Below are 19,319 nucleotides of genomic sequence, written 5' to 3' on the forward strand. Positions count from 1 at the left end.
TCAGAGAATCGAGAACCTGGGCGTGAAGCCCAGGTAGGCTTTGGCTTCGAGGGGCGAGCCTGGCTGATGGACGAGCTTTACGTCCGCCCACCGGTTCATCCGGACTGGCCAAGCCTCGTCCGCGTACAGGCAGCGCGAGGAGCCTTTCCAGGTCATAAGGGCCGCCTGCTTCTCCGGGGTGCAGAGGCCCTGACGGACACAGAGCTCCAACAATTGCCGCCACCGCTGCTCGCCGTGCTGATGGCGATCAAGGTGAAGCCGCGGAAATGCCACCCCGAGGCGGGGCGAAAGGGTCTCCCCGAGCGTCAGATCGATGAAGACCCGCTGCGGCAGCAAGGGTTCGCAGAAAGAGGACAGGATGTGCAGGACGACAGATTCGTCTCCGGTCCAGCCGATGGATGCAAGGTACGGCAGCAGCGTTCCGAGAGGCACACTCGCATAGAGCTTCACGACGGCGGGTCGCCTGGCCAGCATGACCGAAACATCGATGATACGGCCCTCCTCCGGCAGGCAGGCGAAGGTCGTGCGCAGGCTCTGCCGGAGTGGCCCGGGGACGGAGTGCCCCAAGAGCAGCTGCAAGGGCTCCTCGACGAGCTGATGGAATGTCTGCTCATCGAGTCGCTCAGGTGCTGCCCTGGGCCACTCCGGCGAGAGGTAGTCGGGCTCGAGGCAGAAGCCGAGATTGGCCTGGTCGAGCGTAGGCCGGGCAACGTCGTCGAACTCGAACCAGACCAGGGGAATCTGCCCAGACAGGGCAGAGGCAGGGTTAGCCCAACGGGAGCAGAAGCCTCGAATGCTGTTCAGGAGGGACGCGGAGGGAGACTCGCCCATGCCGGCAGCGCCTGCCTGGGATGCCAGGAGTTGACGGCCGTCGGCAGCCGTCGTGCACGTCAGGAGATCCACCTGGGTCGAGTTGCCTGCCAGGCGGCACTCGAAATAGTAGGAGGACATCGCGTCCGGCAGTCGTGCGCCGAGCCTGCGTGCTTGCGCGAGCGCCTCGGTGGGCACCAGCGCGGCAGGGACGAATGGCTCTACATGTGAGAGCGTCTCTACGAGTGGCCAGAGCATGGTGGTTCTTCCGCGGAAGGTTCGGTGCCGGGCGAGGACTCGGCTTGGGGACAAGGGGCGGTTTGCTGGGGCCTACCAGGCGATGTAGTAGCAATTCATGAGCTCTGAGATCAGGCTCTGCTCGTTGAAGGAGGAGCCACGCTGCTGCTCGGGTATGAGGTTGACGATGGCTTGGCACTGCGCATTATCGGGCGCCCCCGCATTGCCAGCAGCCAGCAGCACCTTCTGGTCCGCAACCGTCAAACCGAAGGTCGTAAACAGAGTCTGGTACCCTTGCTGCCGTAGCGTAGTCCTGACACTCTCGTCATGGACGAGGTGGTAGAGTAATGAAAGCACTCCTGGTGGAGTCTGGGTGCCCGTTTGAGAAGCAAAGGCCTGCTGGTACATTGCGTCAAGGGTTGGGGTCTTCACGTCCGCTGCGTTGGTCATATTGGATTTCCTGAACGTCGTGTCTCTGGGGCTGCCCACTCTGGAGCATTCGCTTTCGTGGAGCCCTTCACACCGCACACATCCTCCACTGCGTGCTCGCTTCTGAATCCTGTGACATGGGAGCGAACCAGCCTACTTTACTGAGGACATCCGAGAGGTATGCAAGCTTCCAGGCGCTCGGGTGAAGGGAAGTCTCCACCAAGGACGAAGGCGGGCCTGTGATGCAGGCAACTCGCCGCGAGTGAAGCCCGTCACAGGTCCCTGAAGTGGGGTCGGAAGAGCCGGGCGCGATGCCGCGGTTGGACCAGGTCCACCTGTCTGCGGCATCGCACCTTTCCGCTGCGTGCCCACTCAGGGCACGTTGCGGATGAACTCGCAGCTGTTGGCGTCCGCCATGTCCTGGTCCGGGTCGTCCACGCCGCCGTCGCACACGTCCACACCGGCCCCGCCCTTGAGCTTGTCCGCGCCGAGCTCGCCATTGAGGTCATCGGTGTCCGAGCCGCCGCGCAGGTCGTCATCACCGACGCCGCCCCGGAGGACGTCGTTGTTGCGCCCGCCGATGAGCAGGTCCTTGCCACCGTTGCCGTCCAGCCGGTCATCGCCGGGCCCGCCGGAAATCGTATCCGCGTTGGCGCCTCCGGAGAGGGTGTCGTTCCCGCCCGCGCCGCAGATGACGTCATTGCCGCCGAGGCCATCGATGACGTCCCGGCCACTGCTGCCGATGATGACGTCATTGCCTTCGGTGCCGTTGATGGTGCCGCTGCCGGTCTTGGTGGGTGCCAGGCCAAAGCAGGTTGTCTGCACCGCGTTCGTGGACACCTCCTCGAGGACGTCGGTTCCAGGAACCTGGGCGCGCGCCGCCGCGGCTCCCAACAGCAGGCAGGCGAGGGTGGTTCTCAGCAGCGCATGGCGGAGGGTGATGGATGCCTTCATGGTCGTGTCTCCCAGTGTTCGGGTGGTTTCACGAGGCAGTACGCGGCCCGGGGCGGAAGGGATGACCGGAGCCCGGAAGTGGGGCGCCGCCTGCCTGGGCGGGAGGCAGGGTCAGTTCGCGAGCAGGAAGGTGCTGATGCGATCCGACAGCCAGCGCCGGAAGGTGTCCGTCGTCGGCGGGCAGTGGCGGCAGTCCTTGATGAGCTCCGTGGCGGCGAGCGTCGGGAAGAGTTCCGGCGCGCGAGCGAGCAGCCGTTGTCCCGGCATGCTCACGTCCAGGTCCGCGCCCATCACGAGCGTGGGCGCCTTCAACCGCGCGAGCTCCTCCGGCTTCGCGAGCGGCGGAATCCGCATGTCCAGGTTGTATGAGCGCAGGGCGTCGCCCAGGTAGGGCTTCCAGTCGTCATCCGGGGTCGTGAGCAGGTGGCGGACGAAGGCTTCCAGCCGCCGCTCGGAGGGCGACAGGTTGTACAGCATCATCGGGAGGCCCAGCTTGAAGAACCCCTCCCACGGCGAGCCGTTCACCATGCCCGCCGGGACGAGCAGGACGAGCCGCTGGATGCGCTCCGGTGCGAACGCCGCGAGGCGGATGGAGACGAAGCCGCCCCAGCTCACCCCCACCACGTGTGCCTTCGGGAGCGACAGCCCCTCCATCACGTCCGAGAGCCACTCGGCGTACTCGTTGTTGGAGACCGAGGGCCGCACGTCCGCGCTCTTCACCGATTGCCCGATGACGTCGACCGCATGGACCCGGAAGCGCTCGAGCAGCGGGGCCAGCTCCCTCAGCACGTGCGCCGAGCTCGCCATCGCCCCGTGGAGCATGACCAACGGCGGTGCGCCCTCCGGCCCCCCCACGAGCACGTGCGTGTCTCCGAACCGCGTCTTCACCGTCCTGCTCCCGGTCGGCACCTCGATGCCGTTGCGGAAGCGGTCGAACCACTGCACCAGGACAGCCTTCGCCTGCTCGCCTCGGAACGCGGACTTCTTCATGGGCTTCTCCTCCTGGACGGCTTTTCAATCGGACGCAGGCCCTCGAGGTGCTGGTGCACCAGGCGCTCCACCAGCGCCACCGGTGCGCCGTGCGCGCTCTGCACCCACGAGATGAGGGCGAAATAGAAGAACGAGAAGTACGCGACGGCGAACAGCGCGCCATCCACGCCCGGCCGGAGCTCGCCTCGTGCCCCCGCCTCCTCGGCCAGTCGCGCGATGACTCCGTGCACGTCGCGCACCTGCCCACTGAACTTCTGGGCCCACGGCTCGTCCGCGAAGAGCGACTCCTTGAGCAGGGCCCGCGAGAGCTTGGGGCGCTGCTGGTAGTAGCGGAACACGCCGCGCGTCAGCTCGGAGAGCTGCGCCTCCAGCGTGCCCGCTCCGAGCCCGGCCACGGTGCTCCGCAGCGTCTCGTCGAGGTCATCGAACAGCGCGGCGTGGAGCAGCTCCCGCTTGTCGCCGTAGTGGTGCAGCACCGTCCCCGCCGACACCCCCGCGCTCGCCGCGATGGCGCGCAGATTCGCCGCTTCGAAGCCCACGCGCTCGAACTCCGCGCGCGCCGCCTCGAGCACCGCCTGCCGGGTGGCTTCCTTCTGGGTGGCCCGGACGCCCGCCTTCTGTTTCGGTTCGTTGGACACGTTCAATGAACATGTTTAACGAAAGTCCACGCGAAGCTCCAGTCCAGGTGCCGCGGGTCACTCCGGGCTCCGAGCGGGCGTGCTCCGCTCCGGGCGTCTCCCCCGAGGGCCCTTGCACACCTTCCTCCACCTTCTTAAGTTGAATGGAAGGTGCCGAGGGGCGCCTGCCCGAAAAGACGACGTCACCCTCGCTTCGCCCCGCGGTCCGACACGTTCTCGATGAGTTCCTTCCACGGCCCTTGACCGGGTGAGGCCGACGCCGAGGGATTTGTCATGGGAACCGTTTCCCGCGCTGCCACGCCCCACACCCTGCGCGAGTGCAAGGTCCGAGCATCCATCCTGCTCAAGGACCTGTGCTCCTCCGAGCCCTCGCGCGCCACGCGGGCCGCGGAACGGCTGCGCGCGCTCCCCGTCTTCGCTCGCCTGTCCCCCGGGGAGCTGCTCGCTCGCAAGGAGTCGGTGCAGCGCAAGCACGCGCTGGCCGTCATCGCCCACGAGCAGGGCCACGCTTCCTGGGCGGAGCTGAAGCAGGCCCTCGGCGAGCACGAGGATGCACCGCGCCGGTTCGACACGGAGGCCTTCTTCGTGAAGACCCCGAGCGTCTTCCTCAACCGCTGGTTCGCCTCGTACGCGGAGGCGCTCGCCTCGCTCCGGAGGGATGGGGGCTACCTCTTCCCCTTCCGCGAGCAGTTCTTCGTCACCGAGGCCGGCTTCCTCGCCGCGTTCGGGGTGGACCCCGCGGACCCGGATTGGGCGCGCATGGGGTTCAACTGGGTGGAGCCGCTCGACACGGCCGCCCGGGCCCGGCTCGAAGCGAAGCTCATCGCGCTCGGCGACGAGCGCTGACTCGCTCGTCCCTTCTTCATCTCCCCTTCGTCACACCCACAACCCAGAGCAGGAGAAGACCGTCATGTCCTCGAATGAAACAGCAGCGCCGAACGGTAGCCGGTCACGCCGCGCGGAGTTGAAACAGAACTACAAGGAGACGCCTCCCCCGATGGGCGTGTACGCGGTGCGCAACCGCGCCAATGGCAAGGTTCTGGTGGGCACGAGCGTCAACCTCCCCGGCATGCTCAATCGCATTCGCTTCGCGCTGACCACCGGTGGCTACCGCACCCATCCCGCGCTGCAGGAGGACTGGAACCGCCACGGCGCCGACTCCTTCACCTTCGAGGTGCTCGATGTCCTGCCCCCCTCGGAGGAGCCGCACACGACGGACCCGAAGGAGGAACTGGCGGTGCTGGAGTCGCTCTGGCTCGAGCGGCTCCGCCCCTACGGCGAGGCCGGCTACAACGACCCGCCGAAGTGACGCCCGTTCAGCCCACCACGGCGGGGTTGAGGAATCGGTGGATGGCCTGCACCACCACCGAGCCCTCTCCCACGCTCGACGCCACGCGCTTCACCGAGCCCGAGCGCACGTCTCCCACCGCGTAGATGCCCGGGCGCGTGGTCTCGTAGGGCGAGGCGAGCGGGAGCCCGTCGTCGCCGTACCCCGTCTTGACGAAGCCCTTGTCGTCGAGCGCGAGGCAGCCCTTCAGCCATTCGGTGTTCGGCTCGGCGCCAATCATCACGAAGACGTTGCCGATGCGGTGCGTGGACGCCTCTCCCGTCTCCCGGTCGAGCCACGTCACCTCGCGCAGCAGCGAGTCCCCCGCGAGCGCGGTGATCTCCGAGCGCGTGTACAGGAGGATGTGGGGCGAGGAGTGGATGCGCTGGACGAGGTAGTCGGACATCGTCGCGGCGAGCCCCTTGCCCCGCACGAGCATGTGGACCCGGCGGGCGGTGCGCGAGAGGTAGACGGCCGCCTGGCCCGCCGAGTTGCCACCCCCGACGACGGCCACTTCATCGTCCCTGCACAGCTGGGACTCCATGGCGGTGGCGGCGTAGTGGATGCCCTGTCCCTCGAAGCGCGCGAGGTCGGGCACGTCGAGCTTGCGGTAGCGCGCGCCGGTGGCGATGACCACCGCCCGGGCCTGCACCGAGCGGCCGTCCTCCAGGCTCAACCGGTAGGGCCTGCGCTCGCAGTCGAGGCCGGTGACCGAGCGCGAGATGAGCAACCGGGCCCCGAACTTCTGCGCCTGGACCTGCGCCCGTCCCGCGAGCGCCTGGCCGGAGATGCCGGTGGGAAAGCCGAGGTAGTTCTCGATCTTCGAGCTGGTCCCCGCCTGCCCGCCAGGTGCCAGGCCCTCGAGCACCAGCGTGTCCAGTCCCTCGGAAGCGCCATAGACGGCGGCCGCGAGCCCTCCTGGACCCGCGCCCACCACCACCAGGTCGAAGACGTGCTCGGGGTCCACCGTTTCGGTGAGGCCCAGCTCATCGGCGAGCGCGGCGTTGGTGGGGTTGCGGAGCACGCGGTCGCCCGGAGCCACCACCACGGGCAGCTGCCCGGCCGCCAGCTTGAAGCAGGCGAGGAAGCCGCCGCCATCCGGGTCGGTCTCGGTGTCGAACAGCCGGTGCGGGTAGCCATTGCGTATCAGGAAGCGCTCGAGCCGCAGGGTGTCGGCACCATGGTTGGGGCCGATGAGCACGACCCCGCCCTGCGAGTGCCGGATCAATCCCACGCGGCGCAGGATGAACGCCCGCATGATGATTTCGCCGAGGTCCGGCTCGCTCGCCACCATCCGCCGGAAGTCGGGACGCTTCACCCGCACCACCCGGCTGTCGGCCCCGGTGCGGCCATCCACCAGGATCTGCCGGTCATTGAAGAGATCCAACTCGCCGGTGAACTGCCGCTCGCCATGCACGTGGAGGACGAGCGGCTCGCCGTGGAACCCGAAGGTGAAGATCTCGATGCTGCCCTCGAGCACCAGGAAGAAGTCGACGCCCCGGTCTCCGCGCCGGAAGACGAGGGTGCCATTGGGGAGCCGCTCCTCGGTGCCGTAGGCGGCGACCCGCTCGGCCAGCTCGGGGCCGAGGTGCGGGAAGGTCTGCGCGTCGCGGACGTAGGGGTCGCTCGGGTCGTACTCGGGCTCTCCCGGAGGGCGTGGAGGCTCCATGGAGTCGAATCTGGAGCCCCCGGGGCGCGCGTGGCATGGGCAGACGTGCGCTCACCCGCAGGCCCGCTCCGGGTTCTTGGGGAGGCGTCAGCCCACCGCCGGTTCCGTGGCCTCCCGGGGGACCAGCCGCATGGGCTGCGCACGGCCGTAGGTGAGCGAGCGCCACAGCCACTCGGCCGGGCCGAAGCGGAAGCGTGACAGCCACCAGTGGCTGAAGGGCACCTGCAGCGCGAAGACGGCCAACGTGAGCGCCACGCAGCCCGACGGCGGCATCCGGCCGATGAAGCCCAGCCCCCAGCCGTCGTAGATGCAAATGCTCACCACCGACTCCAGCAGGTAGTTGGTGAGCGCCATGCGGCCCACCGGCGCCAGCACCCGCATCACCCGCTGCCACCGCTCGCGCTGGAAGAGCAGGGCGAAGCCGGCCACGTACACCGCGGCCAGGCCCAGGTAGCCCAGCTCCTGGAGGGCGGACATGAGGTGCATCCACGCGTCCTTCTCCGGATTCACCAGTCCCGCCTGGCGCAGGCGCATCACCACCAGCCACGTGCCATTGCCCAGCACGCCCACCACCAGTCCCCAGACGAGCAGCCGGCGATGCAAGGGACGGTTGCGCTCCACGTCCTGCAACAGCAGGTGCCGCCCCGCGAGCAGGCCCAGCAGGAAGCGGGCGAGGATGGTGCTCATCCAGAGCAGCCGTTTGACCTGCGGGAGCATGTACCCCACGTAGCCCGCGTTCGCCGCCTGGGTCGTCCAGAAGGAATCGCTGGAGAGTCCCGCCAGCAAGCGCGCCCGCATCTGGGCGTCATGCGCTTCACTGGCCTTCGCCGCCTCGGCCGCCGCCTGGGCGCCGTGCAGCAGGATGGGAACGGAGTGCTGGAGCAGGGGCACCAGCAGGGGCACCGCCACGTGCAGCACCACCACCCATGCCAGCACCGTCCGGTCCGAGCGCTGGCGGAAGAGCATCAGCGCGAAGCCCACCACCGCGTAGGTGGAGAGCACATCACCCGTCCAGATGGCGAACATGTGCGTCAGGCCGATGCCCAGCAGCACCAGCAACCGCCGTGAGTACAGCGGGACGATGGAGGCGCCCCGCGCCTCGGCGCGCGTGAGCTGGATGGAGAAGCCCAGTCCGAAGAGGAACGAGAAGAGGGTGACGAACTTCTGGTTCACGAAGAAGTTGTAGAGGGCGGTGACGACGGTCTCGAGCACGGGGGCCGACAGCGCCTGGGCCTGTTCGCGCGGCAGGAGGACGCGGCCGCTGAACCAGGTGAAGCTGTTGGAGACGAAGACGCCGCACAGTGCGAAGCCGCGCAGCACGTCCAACAGGGTCACCCGCTCGGAGAGGTCCACCGGGCGGGCGCCTGCGCCGGAGGCCGGCGCGGGATCAGGGGATTCGGACATGCCGCCAGCAGATGCTCCCCTCCCCCTCGCGTCAATCGCACCCCCGGTGAGTCCTTCACGGAACTCGGGTTCACTCTATGGGAGAGCACGTAGCGTCGGCGCCCCCTCGCTCAGGGACTCCCCGAGGCCACCTGGATGGCTCCGGCCGCCAGGGTGTCCACGCCGCCCTGGAGCCGCACCCAGCCCACCGTGTGCTCGGTGCGCGCGTAGAAGTCCCCCTCGGCGCCGCGTGCCACGATGATGAACCCCGCCACCTTGTCGCCGCGCGCGTACTCCACCTGGAACAACTCCTCCGGCTCGCCACCGGGCGGTTCCTCGCCCCGGCCGAGCACGTCCAGTGGCTGCAACTGCCACACGACCTCATGCCAGTTGCGCACGCGCTCGTCCGGCGCGTCCGGGGCGCTCCGCGGAGAGACCGTCACCGGCCCGGGCTGTTTCCCGCTCACGACGAAGGCGCGCGCGTTCTTCCCCTGCGTCACCGTGAAGGCGTCGAATTCCTCCGGCCCGAGCGTGTGCAGCTGGCGGTCCACCAGCCGCGTCGCCGCGCCCTCGAGATCCGGCAGGAGCGTGGGACCCAGCAGGAATACGCGGCCGTCCTCGCGGAGCACGTAGGGGCTGCCCCAGTCCGTGCCCACCGGTGATGCCAGCTTGAGGACCTGCTGCTGGCTCCCCACCGTCAGCGCCAGCTTGCGTGGACTGCCGGTGATGCCCAGCTCCTCGAGCTTCTTCGCGTCCACCGCTCCCAGCGCCCGCATGCCCTCGAGCGGCGCGAGGCTGGCGAAGAGGCTCCGTGCCGCCTCGTTGCCGCGCAGCTCGCGGGGCGGCGTTTCCCCTCCCGCTCCATTCGCGGCGCTCCCGAGCCGCACCCAGATCGTCTCCTCGTCCCGCTCATCCCGGTACAGCTCCACGAAGCGCGCCGCGTCCTCGTAGCGCGCCCGCTGGAGCGACCGCCTGGAGACGTCCAGTACGGTGACTCCGCCGGGCAGCGCTTCCGGCTCGCGCTGCCAGACGAGGAAGGCCGCCACCAGCCCCACGGCCGCGAGCGCGACCTGGGGCACCACCGCCCGCGTGTTCATCGCGCCTCTCCTTGTGGCTCGCGCGGCGCGCGCTGACCCCGGCGCCGCGTCACGAAGAAGCCCATGCCCAGCACCATCGCCGGTGCCAGGAGCACGGTCGCGTAGAACCAGACGGCGTCCTGCTCGCGCGTGTGCTGGAGGGGCACGTCCTCCTCGTTGGACGTGGTGCCCGAGATGGACTCTTCCCCGGTGAGCCAACGCACCGTGTCCAGCGCGAGCTGGGCGTTGCCCGCGTTGCGCAGCACGCCATCCGCCAGCGCGTCCGCGTCCCCCATCACCACCGCGCGCGCGGGCTCCGTGCCGCTGCCCGTCCTGCTCACCGCCACGACCAGGGGCCACTTGCCGCTCTGCTCGTCTCCGCCCTGGGTGAAGTCGCGGTTCTTGTCCGGGAAGGTCGCCTCGTGCGCCCGCACCGTCACCTCGAGGCTCACGCCGGCCGGCGGCGGCTCGAGGGGCTCGAACGTCCCCGCGCCCGGGAACAACACCGGCGCCTGCTGCCCCAGCGAGGCCAGCGTGGAGACGGACGGGTGCGAGGAGTAGAAGGCCGAGCCCAGGTTGGAGTGATCGCTCTGCTGGTGCCGGGCGCGCAGGAACATCTGCTCGTTGGCCAGCGGCGTGTTCACGTACTTCAACCCCAGCAACTCCAGCAGCGCGTCGTGCGCGGGGCCCTCCGGCTCCAGCGCCACCCACAGCTTGCCTCCCCGGTCCAGGTACTCGCGCAGGGCGGCCACCTCCGCCGGGAGGAATTCCTTCGCCGCAGCGGGGATGACCACGAGCCCCGCGTCGGGCGGCACCTCCTTGCCCAGCCCCTCGGCGAGGCCCAGGTTCTTCACCTCCAGGTTCTGCGCGCGCAGGAAGTCCTTGAAGTCGCTGATGCTCTGGGGCGCCATGTCCCCCGACTTCGGCGGTGCATCCCCCCGCTCGCCATGTCCCGCGGTGATGTAGAGCACGCGCCGCGGCCGCGACAACAGGAGCAGCCGCCGCTGCACCGCGCGATCCAACGCCATGAGCTGCTCACGGGCCCAGTCGAGATCCTGCCCCACCGTGTACAGCTCGTGCCGCTCGCCGCGCGAGAGGACGACGACGCCGTTGTGGGCGACTCCCAGGGCGCGCGCCCGCACCGGCTCCATCGCCTCGTCCAGCCACTCCACCTGGAGCAGGGGCGACTCCTGGCCCAGCTCGCGGAAGTACTCCGCCACCAGCTCCCCCGCGTCGTTGGCCGGCGGGAAGAAGAGCGTCACCCGAAGCGGCTCGGTGAGCCCCTGGACGATTTTGCGCGTGGACTCGCCCGAGCGCGTGGTGCGGAAGTAGGACAGGTCCCACATCCGGTCGAGCTGGGTGGCCACGTACACGGCCGAGAAGCCGAAGACGAGCACGGAGGCCGTCCCCACGCCGGCGAGGAGTGCCCCGCGCGCGCGCTCCGTCTCCACCACGGCCGCGCGGGCCATGGCCGCGGCGGAGGCCTCGAGCAGCGCCAGGGGCACCAGCGACGAGACGAGCAGCGCCGGGAAGAGCACCTGGAAGGCCACCGCCAGCCTCGGCGAGGACTGGGACAGCGGCGCGCCGAGCAGCCAGGTTCCCGGCTCCGTGCAGGCGGTGTGCAGCAGCAGCCCGGCCAGGCCCACGCCGTAGCAGAGCAGCGCCCAGCGCCACAGCAGCTTGCGCTCGCCGTCCGTCCGGGCCATGCGCATGGCGCCCCAGGCGATGAGGCCCAGCAGCAGCACGGCGCGCACCACGCCCATGACGACGAGCGCGCCGCCCGCGCCGGCGATGCGCTCGGCGATGAGGCCGAGCACCAGCACCCCCGCGAAGGCGAGGCTCGTCCGCGGACTGCTTCCCCGGGAGCTCATCGCCACCTCCGCGCTTCGAGCACGCGGGTGGCTCCGAAGAGCGCCACGTAGGTGAGCACCAGGTAGTAGCTCACGTCCCGCACGTGCACCACCCCGGCCTGGAAGGACGGGAAGTGCTGGTTCCAGAGCGACAGCCCGCTGAAGACGCTCGCGAGCGGCTGCTCGGTGATGCGCGCCAGCATCCAGCACAGCACGAGCGCCACCAACATCACCGAGGTGAAGATGGCGGCCATCATCTGGTTGCGCGCTAGCGCCGAGCCGAACGTCCCCACCGCCAGCGCCGCGCTGCCCAGCAGCAGCAGCCCCAGGTAGCCCGCGAGGATGTGTCCGGCGGACACCTTGCCGTGCACCATGATCATCAGCGGCATGTAGAGGGTGCACACCAGGTACACGCCCAGGAAGGCCAGCCCCGCCAGGTACTTGCCCAGGACGATGTCCCGGTCCTCGAGCGGCGAGGAGTACAGCAGCGGCAGCGTGCCCGCCTGCCGCTCCTCGGCCAGCAGCCGCATGGAGATGAACACCGAGGCCACGAGAGTGAAGCCGCTCGAGTAGTAGAAGAAATGGGAGAGCACCGTCGCCGAGCGCTCCGCCGCCTTGCCGAGCGCGAACGCGTTGAAGAACAACCCGTTCAACGCGAGGATGACCGCGAGGATGACGTAGCCGCTGCGCGTGTACAGGTAGCCCGCGAGCTCACGGCGTGCAATCAACAGCGCCTTCATGAGCGCACCTCCCCGGGGGCCGCCCCGTTTCGCCGGGTGAGGCTCAGGAAGATGGACTCCAGCCGCTGCGTGCCGCGCTCCAGGCGGAGCAGCTCCAACCCCGCGTTCATCAGCGCCCGCGCCACGCGAGGCCGCTGGTCCGCCGGCGCCTCCACTCGCAGGGCGAGCCCCTCGCCGTCCTCCCGCACCACGCTCACCGGCCCGAGGTCCGCCAGCGCCTCCAGCGCCTTCGCCCGGTCCCCGCGTACCTCCACCTCGATGGCACCCGTGCCCAGCGTGCGTGCCAGCTCCTCCTCCGTGCCCTGCGCCACCAACTGCCCGCCGTTGATGATGAGCAGCCGGTCGCACGTCTCGCTGATCTCCGGGAGGATGTGGCTGGAGACGAGCACGGTGTGCGTGCCCCTCAGCCCCCGGATGAGCTCGCGCATGCCGCGGATCTGCGCGGGATCCAACCCGCTGGTGGGCTCGTCCAGGATGAGGAAGGCCGGGCGGTGCACCAGCGCCTGCGCCACGCCCACGCGCTGCCGGTACCCGTGGCTGAGCGTGGAGATGAGCGCGCCGTCCACCTCGCGCAGCGACGTCTTCTCCTCCGCCTCGCCGACGCGGGCGCGCGCCTCGCGGGAGGGCACCCCGCGCAACTGGGCCACGTAGAGGAGGTACTCGCCCACCGTCATCTCGTCATAGAGCGGCGGCGTGTCCGGCAGGAAGCCGATGCGCTGGCGCACCGCGTGCGGTTCGCGCACGGCGTCGTGGCCGGCGATCACCACGCGTCCCGAGGTCGGCAGCAACACGCACCCGAGAATCTTCAACGTCGTCGACTTCCCGGCCCCGTTGAGGCCCAGGAACCCGATGACCTCGCCCCGGCCGACGCTGAAGGCGAGCTCCCGGATCGCCGCATGCTCGCCGTAATACTTCGTGAGCCCTTCCACCTGGATCATCCGCGCCGCTCCTTTCCGAGTGCCATGCCTGTCAGGGTTGGTCGTGCGCCACGCCGCCGGGCGGCTCGAGCTTCTCCACCCGGGCCTTCAGCGCGGCGTCGTCGGCCACGCCCGGCCCCAGCGGCAGCGTCGAGAGCGCGAGCGTCCGGCCCTCGCGGCCGCGCAGGCCCTCGAGGGTGGCCCGCACCTGGGCCTCGCGCTCCTCGAGGCCCTTCAGGCTCTCCTGGAAGTTGCGCTGCCGGGCCTCCGCGAGCTGTTGCTCCAGCAGGGCCAGGGTCTGCTCGGCGCGAGCGAGCTCGGCGCCGTCCATCAGCGGCCCCTCACCCGAGAGGTCCAACGCCACGCTGACCACCATCTGTCCGCGATGGCCGGAGGCGATGAGGAAGCTGGAGTAGTCGCGCCTCGCCACGGTGGGCCGCTTCGAGTCGCCGGAATGGAAGATGAGGTCCACGCTGTCTCCGGCCTCCTTCGAGAGTTGGAGCACCTCCTCGAGGGGGAGCGCCGCCAGCACGATGACCAGGTCCACCTTGCCCGCGAGCTTCCGGGCCTCGGCGATCGCCGCGGGGATCGGCGGCGTTCCCACCACACCGGGCTGGCTGGCGAGGCTCGCGAGCTCCGGCCCCACGCCCACCACGCCGATGCGGAGCGCTCCCTGCGTCAGCACCGTGGAGGGCTCGAAGACCTTCTTGCCGTTGCGCGTGAGGTTGGCCGAGAGGACCTTCACGTTCGCCTTCCTGGCGGTGCTCTTGAGGAACTCGGGGCCGGCGGACAGGTCCCTCGGCCCCACGGCCATGGCGGCGGTCTGGAGCTCCCCCATCGTCTCGAGGATGAAGCGGGCCTTCTCCTTCGACGCCTCATCGCTGGCCGGTTCCTTGAACAGCGCGTTGCCCGCGTCGAGGAGCAGGACGGGACCCGTGGCGCGGGCGTGATCGACCACCGTCTTCCGCCGGGCGAGCCCCCCCGCGGGCAGGTGCGAGCAACCGCAGTGGGAGAGCTCCCCCCGATTGTCCCCTGTCACCAGGACGGTGAGCTTCTTCTCCTCCGCCCGCGCCGCGAGGGAAAACAGCAGGCAAACCAGGGCCACCATCGGGGTACTCCGTCTCATCGCAGGGCCTCTCCGGGTGTGGGGTTCGGGGCGGGGAACAGCCTATACGCGGGGCCGCGAGCGCTTCGCCGGCCCCCAGCGGGGTTGCGACATTTGTCGCAGGGTTTTTCTCGGTTCCTTGATATTCCTGATTTTTCGGAATACAGATTCAATTGTCAAAGACTGACGGACTGACCGTGAAGCCGTCGGCTCGTACCCTCACAGGGAGGCCTCGCCATGAATCGTTTCAAGCTCGGCAGCGTTTTCGCTTTCGCGGCAATCGCGCTCGTTGGTTGTGGTGGCCCGGAGGGCGAGATTCCGGGCGACGAGCTGGGCCTCACGGAGCAGGAGGCCATCACCTGCACCGGGCCGCAGGGTGACGCGCACGGCAACGGTCCCGACGGGGCTGGGGTGATCAGGACGATTCGAGACTGGTTCGGCACTGGCGCCCGCGGGGACAGCGCGCTCAAGATTGCCAGGTGCGAGAGTGGGTACTGGTCGAACTGCTGTGATTTCGGTGGTGGCACCAAGGCCCACTACGGCAACGCCAGCCAGTACAAGGGGCTCTTCCAGATGGGCGAGAACGAGCGGGCCCAGTACGGCTTCAACTGGTGCGCGGGTGGCCAGAGCGAGGGCGCCTTCAAGCTGTGGCAGGACCGGGGCTGGCAGCCCTGGAGCTGCAACCCCTGAGCCCCTGAACCCAGACACCGAAACGAGGATTCGATATGCGTCATTACAAGTATCTGGTGTTGGTACTCCTGGCGGCGTGCGGTGGCAGTGAGGGCCAGGTGGGCAGTGAGACGTTGACCGGCTCCGACGAGCGCGTCCAGTACGCCCCCATCGGGCCCGGGGGCGTCACCTCCCTCGCGCTCAACACGCCGCTGGACGTGTCCGCCCCCGTCAACCTGCGCGAGGCGCCGGCTCCGGACGCCCGGGCCCTCATGGTCGTCCCCGAGGGGGCCTCCGTCACCGTCGCCGAGCGGACCGACCCCGAGAACGGGTACTACCGGGTCGAATACTTCGGCCGCACCGGCTGGGCGTACGGCGCCTACCTGGTTCCCACGGTGGGCTCGCTCGAGTCCGGACTGACGGACACGGTGAAGGACAACGTCCTGGAGCGCGCGCGCGCGTCGGATGGGTACTCCTACTGGTGGGGCCATGGGAAGTTCGGCTGCGGCCTGGGCCACGGCTCCTGCAGCGGCTCCTGCCCCAGCTGCTCCCACAGTGGTGAGGGCGGCGCGGACTGCTCCGGCATGGTGGCCAAGGCCTGGAACGTTCCGCTCTCCAACCCCGGCACCTGCACCGACGCCCACCCGTACAGCAGCACCGACTTCGCCACGGCCTCGTATCACTGGTTCACCATCAGCCGCGCCAACATCGAGCGCGCCGATGCGTTCGTCCTCATCGGGGGTGGCCACGTCATGATTCGCGGCGCGGGCTCGAGCGCCGCCGGAGATCCGTACATCCTCGAGTGCTCCGGCTGCTCGGCGGGCTGCATCACCCACTACCGCTCGGTCAGCAGCGACTACAAGGTCATCCGCCGCGACCAGGATCTCTGAGGCGGGAGCCGCCGCCACCGGGCCGGAGGAGCCTGCGCCGGCCCGCGCAGTGACATCGACGATGGTCCTGGCCGACCCACGCGAGTGGGGCCCCCCCCGGCCAGGGCCGTCGCGTTTTGGGTGTATCCTCCGCTGCCTCGCCCGCTTGCCCCACACCATGAGCCCTGCTCCCATGCGGAAACGCGTCCTGGCCATCGCCACCCTCCTCGTGCTCGTGGCGGGGGTTCTCTTCCTGACCCGGGGCAGCTCCACGCCGGTGGCCGCGGAGGACTCGCGCCCGGCTCCTGGAGAGAAGGCGTCCACCCCGAGCCCCGTGGCCTCCGCTGGCGGTCCATCCCAGACGCCCCAGACGGGCCGGGTGGTCATTCCCCCCTCCGAGAGCAAGACCCCCTCCGAGCGAGTCTTCTTCCAGGGGAGCTGGGGCTCCGGGGAGGAGCAGTTCGGCCGCTTGAAGGCGAACGAATCCAACCCCGAGGCGCCGATGTCGATCGCGGCGGATCGCCAGGGCAATGTGTATGTGTTGGATCAGGTCAACGGGCGCATCTCCCGCTTCGACAAGAGCGGCAAGGTGCTGCCGCCCATCCCCGTGACGCAGCAGGTGCCGAGGGACCTGGAGATCTCCTCCACCGGGACCCTGCTGGTGATGGACAACCTGCGCGACAACACCGTCGCGGTGCTCGACCCGGACGGCAAGCCGCTCGGCGAGCTGCCCGTCCCCGGGAAGAACCTCGAGAAGGGGGGCCAGGCCGTGGGGGTGTTCGCCGATTCGAGCGGTGTCTACGTGGAGCGGGGCCAGGGCATGGCCGTGCGCGTGGGGGACGCGGCGGGCAACATCGACCCGCAGCGGCCGCTGCTGGACGGCCGCCCCAGCCGCGACGGCGCCTCGTTGCTGTCCATGGCCGTCATCCAGATGCCGGCGGGGCGGTTCTGGGTGCGCTCGCTGGAGCGGGCCACCGGACAGATGAAGTTCATGCGCGAGTACGTCCTCCCCACGCCCATCGTGCGGCTCAGCCTCCTGGATAGCGATGCGACCGGCCGCATCTACGTCGCCGCCCACGTCGCGCGCGAGCAGTTCGACCCGGCCACCAAGGCGGGCCAGTGGATGGAGGAGAGCGTCCAGTTGCTGTGCCTGAGCCCGATGGGCGAGGTCCAGAAGGTGCTCTCGCTGCCACCCAACACCCTGGCCGACGAGAGCGTGCGCGACCTCACCGTGCGCGATGACGGCCTCGTCCTCTACATGCACCGCACCCAGGAGGGAGTGCAGCTGCTGCAGTACTCCTGCGGGTGAGCGCGCCCATGGAGAAATCGTGGCGGCGGCCGTTGCCGTGGGTCGTGCTCGTGGCCCTGGCGGTCCGGCTCCTCTACCTCGCCACCGCGAAGAGCCCCTCCTTCGCGGAGCCGCTGATCGACGCGGATTATTATGACTACCTGGGCGAGCGGCTCAGCCAGGGACTGGGGTTTCCGGATCCCGTGTTCTGGCAGCCACCGCTCTATCCGTTGCTCCTGGCGGGGCTGTACGCGCTCCTCGGTCACCAGCTGCTCTGGCCGAGGCTGTTGCAAGCATTGCTCGGAGCCCTCCTGGCCGCGCTGTGCTGCGACCTGGCCGAGCGCGCCACCGGCCGCCGTCTGGCGGGTCTGGCGGCGGGGTTGCTCGTCGCGCTGCATGGCCCGCTCGTCTTCTACGAGGGCGAGCTGCTGCCCACCGCGCTCGCCACCTTCCTGGGAACGCTGGCGCTGTGGCTCTCCGTGGCCGGGCGGCCCTCGTGGCTCCGCGCGGCCCTGAGTGGCGTGGCCATTGGCCTGGGCGCCCTCGCGGTGGCCCCGACCTTCCTGCTGGTGCTTCCCGTGGGAGGCGGGCTGTTCCGCGCCCGGAAGGCCCTGGGCGTCTGCTGCCTCGCCGCCTGTGTCGCGTGCATCCTCCCGGCGACGCTCTCCAACCGCCTCCGGGGAGGGGAGTGGATTCCCATCTCCGCCAATGGCGGGGTGAACCTCTGGATTGGAAACAACGCGGACGCGGACCGGATGATCGCCCTGCGCCCGGGCGCCGGCTGGGAGCGGCTGGTGGAGGAGCCCACCCGGCGAGGCCTCCGCACCCCCGGCCAACACGACGCCTGGTTCGTCCAGAAGGCGGCGCACTGGTGCACCTCCTGGCCCCGGGCCTGTCTGGGGAACCTCGCGTGGAAGGCCCGGCTGCTGCTCGCCTCCCGCGAGCTTCCGAGGAACGAGGATCTGGCGGTCATCCGCGAGGACTCGCCGGTGCTCACCGTCCTCGCGCCCCAGGCCGGGGGCGCCGCGCTGCCGTATGTGCTGCTGCTGCCGCTGGCCGCCGCGGGCGCCGTCCACGCCTGGAGGGAGCGCAACCGGCTGCTGGGCAGGGTGCTCGCCGCCGCGGGGGCACTCGCCCTCTCGCCGCTCGTGTTCTTCGTCACCGGGCGCTACCGCACTCCCCTGGCCCCCATGCTGTGCGTCCTCGCGGCCGCGGGGCTGGCCTCGCTGGTGTCGCGTCCCAGGTCCTGGTCCGCGTGGCTCGCCGCCGCCGCGCTCCTGGCCGTCTCGGTATGGCCGGTGCGGCTCGCGGTCGACGCGGTGGATTTCGAGTCCGAGATGTATTTCGTGGTGGGGGGGCGCCGGGCCCGGCTCGGGGACGACGCGGGCGCGGTGCGGGCCTGGGAGCGCGCGCTGACGAAGCGGCCGGACTACCTGGAGGCGGGCTTCAACCGGGCGCTGGCGCTCGAGCGTCTGGGGAAGCCGCGCGAGGCCGCGGCCGCCTACGAGGCGGTGCTCCAGCACCACCCGGACCACCTGGAGGCCCGGTGGCGCCGGGGGCTCGCGCTCCTCTCGGCCCGGGAGCTCTCCAGCGCCTGGGACGTGTTCCTGGCCCTGTCCCACGAGCCTCGGACGGAGCCCCTGGGGCTGCTCGGCCTGGCCCGGGTGGCGCTGGCGCGGGGAGAGCTGGAGGCGGCCGACGGGTGGCTGACTCGGGCCGAGCAGCGCGGTGGCCGGGGCACGGAGTCCGCCGAGGTGCGGCGTGCGCTGGAGGCCGCCCGTCACGCCACGCCGTAGCCGCGCATCCCTCAAAACGAAACCGCCGCCCGCGAGGCTTCGCGGACGGCGGCGGAGAAACGGCGTGGGCCGTTCTTACATCGGGCCAGCGCAGCCCGCCGTGTGCGCGCCGGCGGGGCACCAGAAGTTGTAGATGTTCAGCGCGGCCTTGGAGCCGTGGCGCGAGCTGCAGGCGTTGGGCTGCCAGTTGGCCTCGTTGAGGTAGATCACGTTGGGGGCGGGCGCGAAATCCACGTGATCGACGTACGCGGCGTGCCCGTACGAGTTCGACGAGGGGATCATCGCCACACAACCCCCGTGGGCGTGGTTGCTGTTGACGACCGCCTGCTTGTCGCTCCAGTAGGTCAGGCCGAACGGCAGCTTGTCCTGCCGGCAGCGGGCGTACAGCACGCAGTTGTCACAGTAGCCGGTGCACAGGGCGGACTCCGTGGTGCCGACCTCCTGCTCCGAGACCGTGGAGGGCTCGTCCTGGTCCTCGACCCCGCCACAGCCGGTGACGGCGAGCGAGAGGGCGAGAAGGGACAGCGGGATGATCTTCATCTGGGTCAGAAACATGGGAGAGAACCCTTTCC

The 19,319-nt window shown here is 69.8% G+C and carries 19 protein-coding genes; 6 read left to right on the forward strand and 13 right to left on the reverse strand.

What is annotated here, in order from left to right; genetic code table 11:
• The 5 genes from ACJ8AN_RS22805 to ACJ8AN_RS22825 form a co-directional block, all read right to left on the reverse strand.
• Window positions 1–1,068 carry a hypothetical protein gene (locus tag ACJ8AN_RS22805; protein WP_407757547.1) on the reverse strand — a complete coding sequence of 356 codons (1,068 nt, stop codon included), beginning with the start codon at window positions 1,066–1,068 and terminating at the stop codon, window positions 1–3.
• Between the two features lie 72 nt (window positions 1,069–1,140).
• Complete coding sequence (locus tag ACJ8AN_RS22810) at window positions 1,141–1,497, reverse strand: hypothetical protein (RefSeq protein WP_407757548.1); 357 nt, start codon at window positions 1,495–1,497, stop codon at window positions 1,141–1,143.
• A gap of 351 nt (window positions 1,498–1,848) precedes the next feature.
• Window positions 1,849–2,430 carry a calcium-binding protein gene (locus tag ACJ8AN_RS22815; protein WP_407757549.1) on the reverse strand — a complete coding sequence of 194 codons (582 nt, stop codon included), beginning with the start codon at window positions 2,428–2,430 and terminating at the stop codon, window positions 1,849–1,851.
• A gap of 111 nt (window positions 2,431–2,541) precedes the next feature.
• Complete coding sequence (locus ACJ8AN_RS22820) at window positions 2,542–3,420, reverse strand: alpha/beta fold hydrolase (protein ID WP_407757550.1); 879 nt, start codon at window positions 3,418–3,420, stop codon at window positions 2,542–2,544.
• Complete coding sequence (locus ACJ8AN_RS22825; RefSeq protein WP_407757551.1) at window positions 3,417–4,058, reverse strand: TetR/AcrR family transcriptional regulator; 642 nt, start codon at window positions 4,056–4,058, stop codon at window positions 3,417–3,419. The genes ACJ8AN_RS22820 and ACJ8AN_RS22825 overlap by 4 nt, the downstream gene beginning before the upstream one ends.
• Window positions 4,059–4,331: 273 nt before the next feature.
• Here ACJ8AN_RS22825 and ACJ8AN_RS22830 point away from each other — a divergent pair, with 273 nt between their 5' ends.
• Window positions 4,332–4,904, forward strand: coding sequence for a hypothetical protein (locus tag ACJ8AN_RS22830; protein ID WP_407757552.1), 573 nt, complete (start codon window positions 4,332–4,334; stop codon window positions 4,902–4,904).
• 64 nt (window positions 4,905–4,968) lie between these two features.
• Window positions 4,969–5,367 carry a GIY-YIG nuclease family protein gene (locus tag ACJ8AN_RS22835; protein ID WP_407757553.1) on the forward strand — a complete coding sequence of 133 codons (399 nt, stop codon included), beginning with the start codon at window positions 4,969–4,971 and terminating at the stop codon, window positions 5,365–5,367.
• A gap of 7 nt (window positions 5,368–5,374) precedes the next feature.
• Here the strand turns inward: ACJ8AN_RS22835 and ACJ8AN_RS22840 are convergent, their stop codons facing one another.
• From ACJ8AN_RS22840 to ACJ8AN_RS22870, 7 genes are all read right to left on the reverse strand, one after another.
• Window positions 5,375–7,054: an FAD-dependent oxidoreductase gene (locus tag ACJ8AN_RS22840; protein WP_407757554.1), complete on the reverse strand. Its 1,680-nt coding sequence runs from the start codon at window positions 7,052–7,054 to the stop codon at window positions 5,375–5,377.
• Window positions 7,055–7,141: 87 nt separating this feature from the next.
• The gene (locus tag ACJ8AN_RS22845) at window positions 7,142–8,458 is read right to left on the reverse strand and encodes a DUF418 domain-containing protein (protein ID WP_407757555.1); all 1,317 of its coding nucleotides are present in this window, start codon (window positions 8,456–8,458) and stop codon (window positions 7,142–7,144) included.
• A gap of 110 nt (window positions 8,459–8,568) precedes the next feature.
• Window positions 8,569–9,534 carry a hypothetical protein gene (locus ACJ8AN_RS22850; RefSeq protein WP_407757556.1) on the reverse strand — a complete coding sequence of 322 codons (966 nt, stop codon included), beginning with the start codon at window positions 9,532–9,534 and terminating at the stop codon, window positions 8,569–8,571.
• Window positions 9,531–11,384: a Gldg family protein gene (locus ACJ8AN_RS22855; protein ID WP_407757557.1), complete on the reverse strand. Its 1,854-nt coding sequence runs from the start codon at window positions 11,382–11,384 to the stop codon at window positions 9,531–9,533. The genes ACJ8AN_RS22850 and ACJ8AN_RS22855 overlap by 4 nt, the downstream gene beginning before the upstream one ends.
• Window positions 11,381–12,103, reverse strand: a complete 723-nt coding sequence (locus ACJ8AN_RS22860) for an ABC transporter permease (RefSeq protein ID WP_407757558.1) — start codon at window positions 12,101–12,103, stop codon at window positions 11,381–11,383. Before ACJ8AN_RS22860 ends, ACJ8AN_RS22855 begins: the two co-directional genes overlap by 4 nt.
• Window positions 12,100–13,041 carry an ABC transporter ATP-binding protein gene (locus ACJ8AN_RS22865; RefSeq protein WP_407757559.1) on the reverse strand — a complete coding sequence of 314 codons (942 nt, stop codon included), beginning with the start codon at window positions 13,039–13,041 and terminating at the stop codon, window positions 12,100–12,102. The genes ACJ8AN_RS22860 and ACJ8AN_RS22865 overlap by 4 nt, the downstream gene beginning before the upstream one ends.
• A gap of 31 nt (window positions 13,042–13,072) precedes the next feature.
• The gene (locus tag ACJ8AN_RS22870) at window positions 13,073–14,146 is read right to left on the reverse strand and encodes a 5'-nucleotidase (protein WP_407757560.1); all 1,074 of its coding nucleotides are present in this window, start codon (window positions 14,144–14,146) and stop codon (window positions 13,073–13,075) included.
• Window positions 14,147–14,362: 216 nt separating this feature from the next.
• Between ACJ8AN_RS22870 and ACJ8AN_RS22875 the strand changes: the two genes are divergently transcribed.
• The 4 genes from ACJ8AN_RS22875 to ACJ8AN_RS22890 all read left to right on the forward strand — a co-directional run bounded on the left by ACJ8AN_RS22875 (window position 14,363) and on the right by ACJ8AN_RS22890 (window position 18,747).
• Window positions 14,363–14,815 (forward strand): hypothetical protein, encoded by a 453-nt coding sequence (locus tag ACJ8AN_RS22875; RefSeq protein WP_407757561.1) that lies wholly within the window; start codon window positions 14,363–14,365, stop codon window positions 14,813–14,815.
• 35 nt (window positions 14,816–14,850) lie between these two features.
• Window positions 14,851–15,684 carry an SH3 domain-containing protein gene (locus ACJ8AN_RS22880; protein WP_407757562.1) on the forward strand — a complete coding sequence of 278 codons (834 nt, stop codon included), beginning with the start codon at window positions 14,851–14,853 and terminating at the stop codon, window positions 15,682–15,684.
• 172 nt (window positions 15,685–15,856) lie between these two features.
• Window positions 15,857–16,972, forward strand: a complete 1,116-nt coding sequence (locus ACJ8AN_RS22885; protein ID WP_407757563.1) for a hypothetical protein — start codon at window positions 15,857–15,859, stop codon at window positions 16,970–16,972.
• Window positions 16,973–16,980: 8 nt separating this feature from the next.
• Complete coding sequence (locus tag ACJ8AN_RS22890; RefSeq protein WP_407757564.1) at window positions 16,981–18,747, forward strand: tetratricopeptide repeat protein; 1,767 nt, start codon at window positions 16,981–16,983, stop codon at window positions 18,745–18,747.
• 75 nt (window positions 18,748–18,822) lie between these two features.
• Here the strand turns inward: ACJ8AN_RS22890 and ACJ8AN_RS22895 are convergent, their stop codons facing one another.
• A complete protein-coding gene (locus ACJ8AN_RS22895) occupies window positions 18,823–19,302 on the reverse strand; it encodes a hypothetical protein (protein WP_407757565.1) in 480 nt (159 codons plus the stop codon).
• Window positions 19,303–19,319 lie beyond the last annotated feature (17 nt).

Source organism: Archangium sp. (assembly GCF_045802675.1).
In the GTDB taxonomy this organism is placed as follows: Bacteria; Myxococcota; Myxococcia; order Myxococcales; family Myxococcaceae; genus Archangium.